This is a genomic window from Streptomyces sp. NPDC027189, assembly GCF_055566975.1.
This window is the reverse complement of record NZ_JBVHRI010000006.1, coordinates 368,644-383,575: the sequence shown is the minus strand read 5'-3', so window position 1 is coordinate 383,575 and position 14,932 is coordinate 368,644. Positions and strand designations below refer to the sequence as shown.

Below are 14,932 nucleotides of genomic sequence, written 5' to 3'. Positions count from 1 at the left end.
TGACACCGATGAGCCGGGACCATCCGCCACGCGTATCAGGCGTTCCACTCCACTTTGAACACCCACACGTACTGACCGGACTTGCGGGCCGCCTCCGGTACGTCGATCACCAACGAGCCGTTGCTCACCGTCCAGGTCAGCGGGCGGTCATGGCCCAGCATCGTGACCTTGTCGCCGCCGCGGATCGGCACCGGTGCCTCGACGGTCAGCTTGCTGCCGGGCGTGGTCAGCGAGTGGATGTAGAAGGCCTTGTTCTGCCGGACCGTGAACCGCAGGTCCTCGCCGAGCTGGGCCATACGCGACCAGTACGTGGAGTCGTAGATCGCCTCGCCGTTGGTCTTCAGCCACCGGCCGGTCTCCCGCAGCCGGGTCTGCATGATCTGCGGAATGGTGCCGTCCGCGCGCGGACCGATGTCCAGCAGGAAGTTGCCGTTCTTCGACACGATGTCGACCAGGCTGCGGACCACCTCCTCGGCGGTCATGTACGCGGCGTCCGGCGTCGCCTGGTTGTAGCCGTAGCTGAACGGGTCGAGGCCCCGGCTGGACTCCCACTTCGCGACGACGGTGTTCTCGTACGTCGTGTACTCGGGGGTCGTGAAGTCGTGGAAGCCGATACCGGCGCGGTTGTTGACGGTCACCTCGTACGGCTTCGGACGGTTCTTGCCGTGGTTGAAGTACTCGGCGAGCACATGAACGCTGTCGTTCGCCCCGCCGATGTCACACCACAGGACGGACGGGTCGTAGCCGTGGATCAGCTCCAGCATCTGCGGAGCCTGGTAGTCCTTCACGTAGTCCTTGCCCGCGGTGTATCCGGTGTACGGAACCGGCTCCAGGGTGTACGGATTGCGCGGTGCGTGGCCCATCCACGGGTTGTCGGGGTTGAACCACTCGGGCATGGAGAAGTACAGCCCGCGGTGCAGCTCGGGCGTGAACCGCTTCGACGCGTCGAAGAGTTCACGGATCAGGTCCCGTTTCGGGCCCATCTTCACGGCGTTGCGATCGGCGACCTTGGTGTCCCAGAGGGCGAAACCCTCGTGGTGTTTCGAGGTCAGGACGTGGTACTGGGCTCCCGCGTCCCGGAACAGCTCCACCCACGCCCGCGGGTCGAACTTCTTCGCCGTGAACATCGGGATGAAGTCGTCGTAGGCGAAGTTCTCCCCGTACTTCTCCCGGTGGTACGCGTACACCGCGTTGTCCGGGCTCTGCATGTGGTTCCAGTACCACTCGGCGTACTGCTTGCCGACCGGCGACCAGGCGGGCACGGAGTAGACGCCCCAGTGGATGAAGATGCCGAACTTGGCGCGGTGGAACCAGTAGGGCGCCTGATGGCCGGAGAGGGACGCCTCGGTCGGCCGGTAGTCGGGGATCCCCAGGGTCAACTTACGGCTGCTGGAGGTGACTTGCCCGCCGTGTCCGCTGACGACCACCTTGCCGTCCTGCGTGGTGCCGGGTGCCGTGCCGACGCGGTTGCGGATGCCGATACGAACACGGGCCTGCTCGCCCGGGTCGAGGCGGGTCACCGGCGCGGGCTCGACGGTGCGGGCGCCCGGCACGTCGACGCCGATCGAGACACGGTCACCGGCGAGGACGGCGACCGTGCCCGCGTTGACCACGGTGGCCTCGACGCTCTGGGCGCCGCTCGACTCCAGCAGCGAGAAGGTCGAGTGCGCGTCCCGCAGGGCCAGCGCCCGCCCCTGGGCGGCCGGCTGGAGAGACAGGGCGAAGACGTGCAGGGACGTCTTGTTCTCCTCGGCCGGGTTGGTGACCGGCAGGGTCAGGGCGACCGCGTCACGCTGCGGGTCGATCCAGACCTCCGCCGTGCCGATGCCGACACTGTGCTCGTCCTTGGTGCCGTCCGGCTTGTAGCGGTACGCGGCCGAGAGCGAGCCGCCCGCCGAGTACCAGTCCGCGCCGCCCAGCCCGGCACTGGTCGTCGAGCCGTCGGCGTAGTGGACGGTGGCCTTGCCGGAGGCGTTGCCGTAGCTGCCCGCCGTGAGGAACAGGGCCGACAGGTAACGGCCCTTGGGCAGGTCGATGCGCTGCCCCATGGCCACCACATTGTTCTTGGCGCCCGCGGCGGACGACGGGAAGAGGAAGGAGATCCCGTCGACCTCCACTCGTCCGGCGGGCAGTTCCTCGCCCGGGAACGTGTAGCCCGAGCCGTCGAAGTTCCCGCCGCGCGCCGCCGCGGTGTCGATGCCGTCGTTGTCGAGGTAAGCGTCGAGCGGCACGGCTATCGGGTCAGGGACGGGGACCCACGGACCCTGCGGCTCTTCGGCCGCGCCGGCCCGCACTCCAGCCGCGGTTTCTGCTGGCTCTCCGGCCCGCGCTTCGGCCGGGGCGGCGAGGGGAAGAGTGGCCGCGACGGCGGCTCCGGCCGCGGCTCCCAGTACCTGACGTCTTGGATGCATACTCATGAGCGGCTCCCATTCATCGGAGGTCTGATGATTGAGCCGCCGCGAAACGCTGTCAATGGGGCCTGCAGCCAAGGAAGTTGAGCAAGTGATCGGATGATCTCCCGCTCTGGGGAGATACCGGGCAGCCCCCGCACGAAAGTCCAGGAGGACCGCACCGAATGTCCAAGGCGGACAGCTCTCGACGCGGCACCCCACCCCCGGGCAGAGTGCTTCCCGTACTACTCACGAGTACGACCGCGAGGACAACCGAGTACGACAAGGAGCGCCCGTGACCACCTGGGTCGGCCGGACCGCCGCCGAGATCGCCGCAGCCGTACGCGAGAAGCGTGCCACGCCCCGCGAAGTGGTGGCCGAACACCTCGCGCGGATCGAGCGGCTCGACAGCCGCGTCGGCGCCTTCCGCACCCTGCGGACGGAGGCGGCCCTCGCCGAGGCCGACGAGCTCGCCACGAAGGATCTCGGCGAACTCCCCCTCGCGGGCGTGCCCGTGGCGGTCAAGGACAACCTGCCGGTGCGCGGCGAGTCGAACCGCAACGGGTCCGCCGCGACCCCGGACACGCCCGCCGACCACGACCACGTGACCGTGGCCAGGCTGCGTGCGGCGGGCGCCGTGGTCGTGGGCCTCACCAACGTGCCCGAGCTCTGTGTCTTCGGCACCACGGACGGCGTGCACGGCACCGCCCGCAACCCGTGGGACCTGACCCGCACCGCGGGCGGTTCGTCGGGCGGCAGCGCGGCCGCGGTCGCCGCCGGAATGGTGCCGGTCGCGCTCGGCAACGACGGGATGGGCTCACTGCGCATCCCGGCCGCGAACTGCGGTCTCGTCACCCTGAAGCCGGGCCACGGCGTGGTGCCCGCCGGGATCGGTCACGGCGACTGGTTCGGCATGTCGGAGAACGGTCCGCTGGCGACCACGGTCGAGGACGCCCGGCTGATGTTCTCGATCCTCGCGGACACCGAGGTGATACGCCCCGCGGAGACCGTCACCCGAAAGGTCGCCCTCTCCGTGCGCAGCCCGCTGGCCGGCGTGAGCGTCAGCCGTCCGTATACGGCTGCCGCCCGGGCAGCGGCCGAGCTGCTGGCCGGGGCGGGCCATCGGGTGCGGCCCGCCGAGCCGCCGTACCCGCTCTGGCTGAGCACGACCTCGCTCGCGCACTGGACGGCCGGCACTGCGGTGGACGCCGCGGACCTCGACCCGCGCCGGCTCACCCGGCGCACCCGCGTGCACGCCGCCGTCGGTCGCCGTTTCCTGGCCGGCGTCCGCAAGGGCGGGCGCCGCGAGCAGCTGCGCGGGCGTCTGGAGCCGTTCTTCGAGGAGCACGACGTGCTGCTCACCCCGGCGCTCGCCCGGCGCGGACCCGCCGCCGCGGCCTGGCACGAGCGGGGCTGGCTGCGCAATCTGGTGGCCAATACGAACTACTCGCCGATGACTCCGCCGTGGAACCTGACCGGTTGGCCCGCGATGTCGGTGCCGTTCGGGACGCTGCCGAGCGGCGCCCCGTGCGCCGTACAGCTCGTCGGTCGCCCGGGGTCCGAATCGACCCTCCTGGAGGTGGCGGGTCAGCTGGAGGAACTGCGCCCCTGGCGACGTACGGCACCGCTCGACTAGTGGCCCGGCTCGCATCGTTGGCCGGGTAATCGACGTGGCGTATGGCAGTCAGCAGTCTTTTCCCAGGACCTGATCTTGGAGGTGGTCGTGGGACGTCGACCGAGTGTGTGTACGTCCGGGATGGAGGGCCAGGGGCTTCGGGGGCCCGTTGCCACCCCTGTACGCCGGTCGGGGCACAGCTTCTCATCCCGGTGTACGCCGGACGGGGCACAGCTTCTCATCCCGGGTCGGTACGCGGGCTCATCCTTCACCGCACGGTGAACGCGGCCGTCACCTCACCCGGTGGAGCCGTCCGTCACTCGGCTGCACCAACTAGCCGCCTGTCACGCGGCCTTGGCCGGGTAATCGGTCCGCCGCCGGATCGGTGACTCGGGCGCGAAGCGGGTCTTCGGCTCGGCGCGGGCGTTGCGCCGGCGGATGCAGGCGGCGATGGCAGCGTCCTGCTCGTCGTGGGTGCGGTGGTCGCGACCACCTGGTCGACCGGCACGTGGTCCCACGCATCAGCCGTGAGACGCTGCGGCGCATCCTGCGCGAGGGCAAGGTCTCCTGGCAGGGGGCGAGCTTGGCCAGGCTCCAGGTGGCCAAGCCGGTGATGCCCCAGTCGGCGGGGACGTCCGGGCGATCAGGCGGATGTGCTCGCGCACCCGCCTGATCGCCATCGGGCGTCCCCCTCTCCATTTCGGATCCAGTGCGTCGAACCCCCGCTCGTTGAAGGCGTGGATCACGTCGCGGACGTAGTCCTCGCTGATCTGCATCCAGCGGGACCGTTCTCTGCTGGCTCGGCTCGCATCGAAGAGAGAGCCGGACGGGGAGCCTTGCTCGTCCCGGTCAGAGCGCCCGGTACATGATGTGCAGGCCGACCAGCCCGTGCCGCGGGTGCTCGTACGCTTCTGGCACGGTGCCCAGGATCGTGAAGCCGAGCGAAGTCCACAGCGTCACGGCCGGGTTGGTCTCCACGACGGCGTTGAACACCATGCCCCGATAGCCGTCGGCCTTCGCCACGGCCAGGATGTGTTCGGCGAGCGCACGGCCGATGCCCTGTCCGGACCGGTCCGGGTCGACCATGAATCCGGCGTTGGCAATCCGGGCGGCGGGACCGCCGTAGTTCGGGGTGACGTAGGCGGAGCCGACGATCGCTCCGGTGCCGTCCTCGGCGGCATACACCCGCTTGCCCGGGCCCATCCACAGGGCGCGGGCGGCCTCCTCGGAGGTGTCCGGGTCCCAGGCGTAGGTCTCGCGGGAGGCGACGATCCGGTGCCAGAAAGGCCAGATCCGCGGCCAGTCGTCGGCCGCGGCTTCTCTGATCAGCATGGACGTGAGTCTGACACGCCCATGCCGTCAGCGATCGCGATGGGTCCTACCGGGGGTCGATCGCGATGGTTCCTGCTCGGTCAGTCGACGCTGGGCAGGATGTGGGGCTCGGCGAGGTCGTCCTCGTAGCCCGCGAGACGGATCGGGGCGGACCTGGCCCACACGTCCAGGCTGCCGAGTTCCTTCTCGGGCCCACGGCCCGCGCGCTCCGTGCGTTCCTTGGGGCGCTGATCGCGATTCGTCTTCTCCGGTGTCACCGCGCACTCCTTATGTGTCGGGTCACCCTCGGGGGCGTACAGGTCCAGTCTGCTCCGGTCGCCTGACGCCCCGCTCGGGTCTGAGTCGAAGGCAGTTAGGGACGCGGTGGCGCCGGTAACTCGTATGAGAGCAGGCCGTGGTGACCGGCTTGTCCCGGGACGGACCGTGGGTGTGGGTGGAACCCAGAAATGCTGTCCGTCGGATACAGGGTAACCAAATGAGCGGGTGCCCGCTCGATGGGGCTGAAAACAAGAGGTTACTGTCGCGAGTCGCTCAGCACCCATCAGACCCCGATCTGCGGCGATTTGAAGCATGATGCCCCCTTCGATGCCACCCATTCGGCTCAATACCGACTGTGGGCAGGGTCACTGAGCTCCCCACGGGTCATGCCTGATCCCACTGACCGGGAGAGAGTCGAACCGATGAACGCGATCCTGCACGCGCTGTCCCTCACGGGATCGATGACCTGGGAGATCACCTGGGCGCTGATCCTCGGCTTCGGCCTGTCCGCCGTGGTCCGGGCGGTGGTAAGGCGGGCGACGGTGGTGCGGCTGCTCGGCGACGACCGTCCCCGGACGCTCGCGCTCGCCGCCGGGCTCGGAGCGGCGTCCTCGTCCTGCTCGTACGCGGCCGTCGCGCTCGCGCGCTCGCTGTTCCGCAAGGGCGCGGACTTCACGGCGGCGATGGCGTTCGAGATCGCCTCGACCAACCTGGTGGTTGAACTCGGCGTGATCCTCGCCCTGTTGATGGGCTGGCAGTTCACGCTCGCGGAGTTCGTCGGCGGACCGGTCATGATCGTGCTGCTGGCCGTGCTGTTCCGGCTCTTTCTGCGCGAGCGGCTGCTGCGGCAGGCCCGGGAGCAGGCGGAGCGCGGGATCGCCGGGTCCATGGAGGGGCATGCCGCCATGGACATGTCGATCCAGAAGAAAGGTTCGTTCCTGCGGCGGCTGCTGTCCGGCGACGGCTTCACCTCGGTCTCGCACGTCTTCGTCATGGAGTGGGCGGCGATCCTGCGGGACCTGGTGATCGGCCTGCTGATCGCGGGCGCGATCGCGGCCTGGGTGCCCGACGCGTTCTGGAGCTCGCTGTTCCTGGACGGGCATCCGCTCGCCGCGAAGCTGATCGGCCCGCTCGTCGGACCGCTGGTGGCGATCGCCTCGTTCGTCTGCTCCATCGGAAACGTGCCGCTGGCCGTGGTCCTCTGGAAGGGCGGCATCAGCTTCGGCGGCGTGGTCGCGTTCATCTTCGCGGACCTGCTGATCGTGCCGATCCTGAACATCTACCGGAAGTACTACGGACCGCGCATGACCGCCTTCCTGCTGGTCACCTTCTACACGGCCATCGTGCTGGCCGGATACCTCGTGGAGGTCGTCTTCGGCGGCCTCGGGCTCGTCCCCGACCAGGCCGACGCGAAGATCCCCATGGAAGGCGTCTCCTGGAACTACACGACCTGGCTGAACATCGCCTTCCTGCTGGTGGCGGCCGCTCTGGTGTGGCGATTCCTGCGTACGGGAGGGCCGGCCATGCTGCGGATGATGGGCGGGGCACCGGAACCGGCGGACCAGCACCCCCGGCACTGAACCCGGGTGTGCAGTTCAGGTCCCGTTGGCCGATTCGCAAGGCGGCCATGATCTGCTGACGCCCGGCAACGGCTTTTCTCGCGGGAGGACTGACGCATGGAGCTGCGCAGCGTCGAGGAGCTGATGGATCTGCTGCACGCTTGCCGGGGGGCCTGGGACACCCCGGACCGCTCGGGCGACCCGGTCGATCTGCACGATCACGCACTGCAGACCGCCGCGCTACTGCGCCGCGGTCATCCCAGCGACAAGGAACTCCAGGTGGCGGGCCTGGTGCACGACATAGGACATCTGCTCAGGCCGGGCGACGACGCGGGACACGCCGACCACGCGGCCGATGCGGTACGTCCTCTGCTCGGCGAACGGGTCTCCCGCCTCGTACGGCTGCACGTGGCGGCGAAGCGCTATCTGGCGACCACGTCGCCGGGCCGCGGGCTGTCCCCGCAGAGCGCACTGACCCTGACCGTGCAGGGCGGCGCCATGACACCGCGGGAGGCGGCCGCGTTCGAGCACGATCCGCTCGCGGAGGACGCGGTGACCCTGCGGCAGGCCGACGACGCGGGCAAGGTCGTCGGTCTCGACGCCGGGGTCATGGAGGACTGGCGCACGGTGCTGGAGCTGGTGGCGGCGCAGCACTCGCGACTGGGTGCTTGACCGACGGCTTTCACCGACGGCTTTCATGGCGCCGGGGACGCCGGCTTTCACAGCGGGGGCTGTCGGCTTTCACGGCCGAAGGCTGTCGGCTGACGGTCCGTCATGAGACCGTACGCGGATGACGTCGCCGTACGGGCTCGAAGGCAGGGCCGCCATCGTCACCGGGGCCTCGCGCGGGATCGGCCTCGCCGTCGCCGCCGCCCTCACCGAGGCCGGAGCGCGCGTGTGCGTGACAGCTCGGGATCCCGACGGGGTGGCCCGGGCCGCCGAGCGGCTCGGCGGCGTCGGGCTCGCGGGTTCGGTCGCCGACCCCGCGCATCTGGGCGAGCTGACCGAGCTGGCGCTGCGGGAGTTCGGGCGCATCGACGTCGTGGTGAACAACGCGGCGACCAACCAGCCGTACGGCCCGCTGATGGACGCCGACCCGGACCGCTGGCGCGAGGCGTTCACGGTCAATGTCGAGGCACCGCTGCGGCTGGTGCAGTGCGCGTGGCGGGCGTGGATGAGCCGGCACGGCGGCGCGGTGGTGAACGTCTGCACGGAAGGCGCCGGACACGTCGGGCCACAGGTGGGCGCGTACGGCACCAGCAAGGCCGCCCTGCTGCACCTGACCCAGCAGCTCGCGGGTGAGCTCGCCCCGAAGGTGCGGGTCAACTCCGTCTCCCCCGGCCTCGTCCGCACCGAGATGGCCCGCTTCGTATGGGAGCACTCCGAGGACGAACTGGGCGCCGGACTGCCCCTGGGCCGCATCGGGCAGCCCGAGGACATCGCCCGGGCCGTGACATGGCTGGCCTCGGACGCGGCCGAGTGGATCACTGGCGCCGATCTGCTGGTCGACGGGGGTACCCGGGTCAGGGCCGCGCACACCGCCACTCGCGGCCACGCCGTGCACGAGCGTCTACGGACACGGGCTCCGGACGCCTAGAGGCCCCGCCGGCTCCGCTGGACGCCGCTTGGGGGCCCGCCCGCCCCGGAGAACCACGTGCGGGAACCGCCGGCCCCGCACGACGCCAGCGGGAGCACCGGCTCCGCGGGGCAAAAACCGCTACCTCGGGGGCTCGAATGGTCACCATGAGTGTCCGGCGGCGGGCACACCACCACAGCGACCGCTGAGGGCAGCCGAAACCGCGGCACGCACATCAGGACGGCGTACTCGGGCGGGTACGCCGTCCGCGACCGTCTGCGGTCATACGCACCACCTCACTCATGACGGTGGCCCGGTACCCCTCACGGGAACAGAGCGATCCCTACCAGGACCAGCAGGACGATGCCGACGACGAGTGCGACCGTGGCCCATGTCCCCCGGTGCTTGATCGGAGCCGTGCCCCCGCCTCCGCGGGGCCGGTCCTCGGGCAACGTGGGATGGGCCGGGCGGCCGCTCGCGTAGAACTCTTCGTCGGTCGGGTAGTGGTTGCGCGGATCTTCGAAGGCCCGCGGATCTATGTCGTGTGGACTGCCCATGGGAACTCCCGGCGCGGTACTCACCAGGGTTCGGGCACCCCACGGGCGCCCGGGACACACGTCACGGCCGGCGGATCACCACTTGCCGGGCGCGTAGTCCTTCAGGAAGACGCCATAGAGGTCCTCGCCCTGCTCTCCGCGCACAATCGGATCGTAAACCCGTGCGGCCCCGTCGACCAGGTCAAGTGGTGCGTGGAAGCCCTCCTCGGCCAGGCGCAGCTTGTCGTAGTGGGGGCGCTCGTCGGTGATCCAGCCGGTGTCGACCGAGGTCATGAGGATGCCGTCGGTCTGGAACATCTCCTGGCCGCTGGTCCGGGTGACCATGTTCATCGCGGCCTTGGCGGCGTTGGTGTTCGGGTGGCCCGCGCCCTTGTAGCCGCGGCCGAAGACGCCCTCCATCGCGGAGACGTTCACGACGTACGCGCGTCCACTCGTCGCCTTCCTGGCGGCCTCGGCCATGGCCGGCCGCAATTTGCTGATCAGGATGAACGGCGCCGTGTAGTTGCACAGCTGGGTCTCGAGGAGCTCCACCGGGGAGATCTGCTCGATGGTCTGCACCCAGGTGTTGGTGTCGACGACGTCCGGGACCAGGCCGCCCGCGTCGATGGCGGTGCCGTCGAGGTGCCGGGCGACGCTGGCGTTGCCCGCGACCAAGGCAAGGTCGGCGACCTGCTGGGCATCGAGACCGCTGATGCCGACGGGCAGCGCGGCCAGGCCGTCGACCGCCCCGGAGTTGAAGGCGCCGATGACATGGTGGGCGGGCAGCTCCCCGGCGGGCAGCGGGGCGCTTTCGCCCTCGACCAGGGCGGCGTAGGCGGAGGGCAGACGGCGTACGGTCTGCGTCGCGTTGTTGACGAGGATGTCGAGCGGTCCCGCCTCGGCGACCTGGTCGGCGAGAGCCACGGCCTGGGCCGGGTCGCGCAGGTCGATGCCGACGACCTCGAGACGGTGGATCCAGTCCGCCGAGTCGTCCATGGCCTTGAAGCGGCGGATGGCGTCCTTGGGGAAGCGCGTAGTGATGGTGGTGTGCGCGCCGTCGCGCAGCAGCCGCAGCGCGATGTACATGCCGATCTTGGCGCGGCCGCCGGTGAGCAGCGCGCGCTTGCCGGTGAGGTCGGCGCGGGCGTCGCGGCGGGCGCGGTTCTCGGCGGCGCAGTTCTGGCAGAGCTGGTGGTAGAAGTAGTCGACCTCGACGTACCGCGTCTTGCAGATGTAGCAGGAGCGCGGGCGCTGGAGTATCCCCGCGATCTCGCCCGTCTCAGTCACGGAGGAGGGCAGGATGCCCTCCGTCTCATCGTCGATGCGCTGCGCGGAGCCGGTCGCGGTGGCCTCCGTGACCGTCTTGTCGTGGGCGGTCTTCGCGGCCCGGCGCTCCTGGCGGCGGCGCTGCTTGACCGTGCGGTAGATGCTCGCGGTGGCGCGGCGCACCGCGATGGCGTCGGGGTGGTCGACCTCGATCTTCTCGAGCTCGTCGAGCACGCTGAGGCAGACGGCCAGCCGCTCGGGGTCGATGCCGGGCCCGTAGGAGACCTCTGCCGTGTCGACGGCGAAAGCCGCCCGGTCGTCCTCTGCCGTGTCCACGGCGAGAGCCGCCTGGCCGTCCTCTGTCACCGTCATCGCCGTTGCCGTTCCTCGGGTTGTGCGCCGCGTTCGAACCGCGCTCGCTTTCGAAGGCGGAATTTTACGGAGCAATGGTGCGCGGCACCAAACCCGAGATGATCAACGGCCGTCAGGAACCGCAGGCGGCGGTCAGTGTCTCCACCTCCTCGGACAGCGCACGGGCCAGCAGATCGAGGTCCGGCACGGCCTCCGCGTCGGCGACGAGCCCGTAGTGGACGCGCCCCCGGTACGTCGAGACGGCCACCGCCAGCGCCTGCCCACGGGCCAGCGGGGCGAACGGATACACCTCGGCGAGCGGGCAGCCACCGAGTTTCAGGCCGAGGCTGGGCAGCGGCACGCTGGTGACGAGGATGTCGAACAGCAGCCGGGCCGCCTGGCCGACGACGGGCCCGCCGAGCCGGTGCCCGAGCGGCGGCACATGGTCGGCGAGCAGCGCCACGGCGCCCGCTCCCCTGTTGGGCCCCGCGTCCTTGTTGCGGTCCATCGCCGTACGCACCGTACGCAGCCGTCCGAGGGGGTCGGGGTCGTCGACGGGAAGCCGTATCAGGTACCCGGAGAGCCGGTTGCCCTGCGGGTGGGCGGTGCGCGGGCGGCGCCTGGAGACGGGGATCAGGGCGCGCGGCGCGACCCCGTGGCTGCCGTCACCGCGTTCGTCGAGCCAGCGGCGCAGAGCGCCCGCGACGACGGCGATCAGGACGTCGTTGACGGTGCCGCCCACGGACTTGCGGACGCGGTGCACCTCATCGAGGTCCAGGATCACGCCCGCGGTGCGCCGGGTGCCGGTGGGCTGCGAGGTGAGGGCGGGCGAGGACCGTACGCCCAGGGTCGCGCGGGCGACGGACGTGCCGATGTCGAGCGCGCGGCCCACGTCGGAAAGGGTGCCGCGGACCAGGCCCGGCAGCTTGCGCACGTCCGGGAAGAGCCCCCGGGGCGGCTCCGCCGGGCGCGGTCGGGGCTCCGGCATGTCCATCGGGTCCATGATGGCGGCCGCGAGCATCAGCGCCCTCAGTCCGTCGGCCAGCGCGTGGTGGAACTTGAAGAGCACGGCGAAGGACACACCGTCCTCGCCGGGCAGTACATGCGCCTCCCAGGGCGGCCGGCCGCGCTCCAGCGGGCGTTCCATCAGCCGGCCCGCCACCGCGTGGAAGTCCGCGGTCGGCGCGTGCAGCCGGACATGGTCGAGCGGCTCGAAGTCGGGCGCGGGCTCCCGGGTCGCGCTCCCGAAGGCGAGGGGGGCCAGCGGCTCCCACACGTCACGGATCCGCATGCGCAGCCCCGGCACCGCGGCCGCGCGGGCCGCGAGCAGATCGGCGGCGTGCGCGCCCGCCGTGGGCGAGTGAGCCACGAAGACACCGAGGGCGCCCAGGTGCATGGGGTGCTGGGGGGACTCGATGTTCCAGAACGCCAGGTCGAGTGGTGCGAGCAGATCAGAAGTCAAAGGCTTGCTCTCGCGTCGACGGTGGGTGGGCAAGCAGTCAACCTCCGATAAGCGATTACGGTCAAGTACGATCAAGCTACGCACAGTTAACAGCAGATTAAGTCCCGCCCCTCGTGTGAGGGGCGGGACTCATGGGCCTCAAGGGGTGTCTGAGGTGCGGCTGATGTGCGTCCGAGGTGCGTCCGAGTATGTCCGGGCCGTCCGCGGTCAGCTCAGGACAGGCGGCGCGGCCTCGGCGGAAGTCCCCCATTCGGACGGCTCGGCGCCGACGGTGAAGGAGAGCGAGCGCAGACCTCTCAGCGCTTCGGTCGTCAGATACGTACGACCGTACGAAGTCCCATCCACCCGGGCGGACTGGATGTACCGGTCGCCGTCCGAAGTGCCCGGCGCCGTCACCGTCAGAGCGCCGCGCGGGTAGTAGCGCCGGTCGAGCGTCAGGTCGACCCGCTCGAAGACCGGCGTGGACAGACCCCACGTGTCATAACCGGGCTGCACCGGGAAGATCCCGATGGACGAGAGCACGTTCCAGGCGGACATCGTGCCCAGGTCGTCGTTGCCGGTCATTCCGGTCGGCGCGTCCGTGAACAGCGTCAACGCGGCATGCACCACATCGGTCGTCTTCCACGGCTGACCGGTCGAGAGGTAGGTGTACGGGGCGATCAGGTCGGGCTCGTTCTGCGGGTTGTACTTGTCCGCGTTGTAGTAGTCGTACGGGCCGTTGACCCACACCTCACGGGCGGTCTTCGCAGGGTCCTTGAGCAACTGCTCGTACGCGAAGAACGAGTCGAGCCGGTCGTTGGCCGTCTGCTTGCCGCCGATCAGGGCGACCATGCCCGGCAGGTCCTGCGGCACGAGCCATTGGTACTGCCAGGACGTGCCCTCGTGGAAGCCCTCGCTCCGGGCCGGGTCCGCCGGTCCCGTGAAGGCGCCGGCCTCGTCCCGCGCACGGAAGAACCCGGTCGAACTGTCGTAGATCTTGCGGTAGTTCTGGGCCCGTGCGGCATAGCGCGCGGCGTCCGCGTCATGGCCCAGATCCCGCGCCATCGCGCCGAGCATCGCGTCCGACAGGGCGTACTCCAGTGTCGCGGACGCTCCGTGGTCGTAGTCCGAGTCGCCGGGCTTCGCGTGCGGGCGGCCCTTGACGTAGGGCGCGAAGCCGTCCGCGATGTACTCCTTGTTGGCCTCGCGGCCCACCGCCGGGGAGTCGGCGGGCGGCACCCCGTCTGCGTTCTTCTTCAGGGCGCGGTAGGCCCGCTCCTCATACCCCTTGAGCAGGCCCTGCTGGTAGGCGTTGGTGAGGAACGGGGTGACCGGGTCGCCGGTCATGATGTTCGTCTCGACCGTGCCGTAGCCCCATTTGGGCAGCCAGCCGCTCTCCTCGTCGATCTTGATGACGGAGATCGCCATGTCCCGTGCCTCGCGCGGCGCGAGCAGGGCCAGGAGCTGGGACTGGGTGCGGTAGGTGTCCCACAGCGACCAGTTCTGGTAGTACGTGAAGCCCTGGGCACGGTGGATCTTCTGGTCCCAGCCGGTGTAGCGGCCGTCGGCGTCACTGCCGATGTTGGGGGCGAGGAAGGACCGGTAGAGCGACGAGTAGAACGTGCGGCGCAGGGTGTCGCTGCCGCCTTGAGCGCGTACGTCGTCGAGCCGGTCCTCCCACGAGCGGCGGGCCGCGGCGCGGACGGACTCGAACGAACGGCCGCCCTCCGAACGGAGGTTGACGGCCGCGCCGCCGGCATCCACGTACGACAGGGCGGTGGTCGCCTCGACCGTACGGTCCTTGGTGGTGTCGAAGCGGACGAAGGCGCCGTTGCGCCCCGTGCTCACCGACTCCTTGGAGCCCTCGGTGACGCTGTCGCCGTTCCAGGTGCCCGAGGTCGTGAATGGACGGTCGAAGCGCGTGATCGTGTACACCGTGTACGGCTTCGTGGCCTGGCAGAAACCGCTGCCGGTGATCGCCGTGCGCACGGTCCGGCTGTCGAGGATCTCGACCTTGGTGGAGACCGTGCCGTGCAGCGACTGCCCGGCGTTGAGCAGCGCATTGGCCTTGTCCGTGGCCGGGAAGGTGTAGCGCTGCACGCCGGTGCGCGCGGTGGCCGTCAGCTCGGCGTCGATGCCGGTCTTGAGGCCGACCTTGTAGTAGCCGGGGCTCGCCTTCTCGCTGTCGTGGCTGAACTCGGCCTGGTACTGGGCGTAGTCCGTCTGCGTGACGTCACCGGTCGTCGGCAGCACGGGCAGGTCGCCGCCGAGGCCGCAGCCGACGCCCGAGAGATGCACGAGGGAGAAGCCGCGGATGTGGTTCTGGGAGTAGTCGTAGCCGGTGTTGTGGCCGGTGTCCGGCGAGAACTGCACCATGCCGAAGGGCACGGCGGCGCCGGGATAGGTGTTGCCTTCGTTCTCCGTTCCGATGAACGGGTTGACCAGATCGGTGAGTTGGCCGTCGCGCGGCTCGGCGGCCTGGGCCACCGGGCCGCCGAGCGTGGCGCCGAGAAGGACGGCCGCTGCGACCGCCGTCCCCGCACCGCGTAGCCGTTGGGTCCATCTCATGGGCGGGAACGCCTCCTCTGGCCTTGGACAACGTTGTCAG

12 protein-coding genes and 1 pseudogene are annotated in these 14,932 nt (G+C 70.1%); 4 read left to right on the top strand and 9 right to left on the bottom strand.

What is annotated here, in order from left to right; all coding sequences use genetic code 11:
* Positions 1 to 35 precede the first annotated feature (35 nt).
* A complete protein-coding gene (locus ACZ4RZ_RS17825; protein WP_467745558.1) occupies positions 36 to 2,417 on the bottom strand; it encodes an alpha-L-fucosidase in 2,382 nt (793 codons plus the stop codon).
* Positions 2,418 to 2,685: 268 nt separating this feature from the next.
* Here ACZ4RZ_RS17825 and ACZ4RZ_RS17820 point away from each other — a divergent pair, with 268 nt between their 5' ends.
* Entirely contained in the window at positions 2,686 to 4,026 is a 1,341-nt protein-coding gene (locus ACZ4RZ_RS17820) for an amidase (RefSeq protein WP_467745557.1), read from the top strand.
* 323 nt (positions 4,027 to 4,349) lie between these two features.
* Here the strand turns inward: ACZ4RZ_RS17820 and ACZ4RZ_RS17815 are convergent, their stop codons facing one another.
* The 4 genes and pseudogenes from ACZ4RZ_RS17815 to ACZ4RZ_RS17800 form a co-directional block, all read right to left on the bottom strand.
* Positions 4,350 to 4,523, bottom strand: coding sequence for a hypothetical protein (locus tag ACZ4RZ_RS17815; protein WP_467745555.1), 174 nt, complete (start codon positions 4,521 to 4,523; stop codon positions 4,350 to 4,352).
* A 3-nt stretch (positions 4,524 to 4,526) separates the two neighbouring features.
* A pseudogene (locus ACZ4RZ_RS17810) lies at positions 4,527 to 4,787 on the bottom strand (helix-turn-helix domain-containing protein); the annotation flags it as partial.
* Between the two features lie 67 nt (positions 4,788 to 4,854).
* Complete coding sequence (locus ACZ4RZ_RS17805) at positions 4,855 to 5,337, bottom strand: GNAT family N-acetyltransferase (protein ID WP_467745553.1); 483 nt, start codon at positions 5,335 to 5,337, stop codon at positions 4,855 to 4,857.
* An 80-nt stretch (positions 5,338 to 5,417) separates the two neighbouring features.
* Positions 5,418 to 5,594: a hypothetical protein gene (locus ACZ4RZ_RS17800; protein WP_189185670.1), complete on the bottom strand. Its 177-nt coding sequence runs from the start codon at positions 5,592 to 5,594 to the stop codon at positions 5,418 to 5,420.
* 423 nt (positions 5,595 to 6,017) lie between these two features.
* Between ACZ4RZ_RS17800 and ACZ4RZ_RS17795 the strand changes: the two genes are divergently transcribed.
* From ACZ4RZ_RS17795 to ACZ4RZ_RS17785, 3 genes are all read left to right on the top strand, one after another.
* A complete protein-coding gene (locus tag ACZ4RZ_RS17795; RefSeq protein ID WP_467745551.1) occupies positions 6,018 to 7,175 on the top strand; it encodes a permease in 1,158 nt (385 codons plus the stop codon).
* 96 nt (positions 7,176 to 7,271) lie between these two features.
* The gene (locus ACZ4RZ_RS17790) at positions 7,272 to 7,826 is read left to right on the top strand and encodes an inositol oxygenase family protein (RefSeq protein WP_467745549.1); all 555 of its coding nucleotides are present in this window, start codon (positions 7,272 to 7,274) and stop codon (positions 7,824 to 7,826) included.
* 118 nt (positions 7,827 to 7,944) lie between these two features.
* A complete protein-coding gene (locus tag ACZ4RZ_RS17785; RefSeq protein WP_467745547.1) occupies positions 7,945 to 8,751 on the top strand; it encodes an SDR family oxidoreductase in 807 nt (268 codons plus the stop codon).
* Positions 8,752 to 9,053: 302 nt separating this feature from the next.
* Here ACZ4RZ_RS17785 and ACZ4RZ_RS17780 read toward each other — a convergent pair whose 3' ends face one another.
* The 4 genes from ACZ4RZ_RS17780 to ACZ4RZ_RS17765 all read right to left on the bottom strand — a co-directional run bounded on the left by ACZ4RZ_RS17780 (position 9,054) and on the right by ACZ4RZ_RS17765 (position 14,892).
* Positions 9,054 to 9,287 (bottom strand): hypothetical protein, encoded by a 234-nt coding sequence (locus tag ACZ4RZ_RS17780; protein ID WP_467745545.1) that lies wholly within the window; start codon positions 9,285 to 9,287, stop codon positions 9,054 to 9,056.
* Positions 9,288 to 9,362: 75 nt separating this feature from the next.
* Entirely contained in the window at positions 9,363 to 10,904 is a 1,542-nt protein-coding gene (locus ACZ4RZ_RS17775) for an SDR family NAD(P)-dependent oxidoreductase (protein WP_467745543.1), read from the bottom strand.
* 112 nt (positions 10,905 to 11,016) lie between these two features.
* Positions 11,017 to 12,345, bottom strand: coding sequence for a wax ester/triacylglycerol synthase family O-acyltransferase (locus ACZ4RZ_RS17770; RefSeq protein WP_467745541.1), 1,329 nt, complete (start codon positions 12,343 to 12,345; stop codon positions 11,017 to 11,019).
* A 207-nt stretch (positions 12,346 to 12,552) separates the two neighbouring features.
* Positions 12,553 to 14,892, bottom strand: a complete 2,340-nt coding sequence (locus ACZ4RZ_RS17765; protein ID WP_467745539.1) for a GH92 family glycosyl hydrolase — start codon at positions 14,890 to 14,892, stop codon at positions 12,553 to 12,555.
* Positions 14,893 to 14,932 lie beyond the last annotated feature (40 nt).

Bases quoted from the DNA above. Each gene is read 5' to 3' on its own strand.
- ACZ4RZ_RS17825 (WP_467745558.1), bottom strand. From the start codon at position 2,417: ATGAGTATGCATCCAAGACGTCAGGTACTGGGAGCCGCGGCCGGAGCC.
- ACZ4RZ_RS17805 (WP_467745553.1), bottom strand. From the start codon at position 5,337: ATGCTGATCAGAGAAGCCGCGGCCGACGACTGGCCGCGGATCTGGCCT.
- ACZ4RZ_RS17795 (WP_467745551.1), top strand. From the start codon at position 6,018: ATGAACGCGATCCTGCACGCGCTGTCCCTCACGGGATCGATGACCTGG.
- ACZ4RZ_RS17790 (WP_467745549.1), top strand. From the start codon at position 7,272: ATGGAGCTGCGCAGCGTCGAGGAGCTGATGGATCTGCTGCACGCTTGC.
- ACZ4RZ_RS17785 (WP_467745547.1), top strand. From the start codon at position 7,945: ATGACGTCGCCGTACGGGCTCGAAGGCAGGGCCGCCATCGTCACCGGG.
- ACZ4RZ_RS17780 (WP_467745545.1), bottom strand. From the start codon at position 9,287: ATGGGCAGTCCACACGACATAGATCCGCGGGCCTTCGAAGATCCGCGC.
- ACZ4RZ_RS17775 (WP_467745543.1), bottom strand. From the start codon at position 10,904: ATGACGGTGACAGAGGACGGCCAGGCGGCTCTCGCCGTGGACACGGCA.
- ACZ4RZ_RS17765 (WP_467745539.1), bottom strand. From the start codon at position 14,892: ATGAGATGGACCCAACGGCTACGCGGTGCGGGGACGGCGGTCGCAGCG.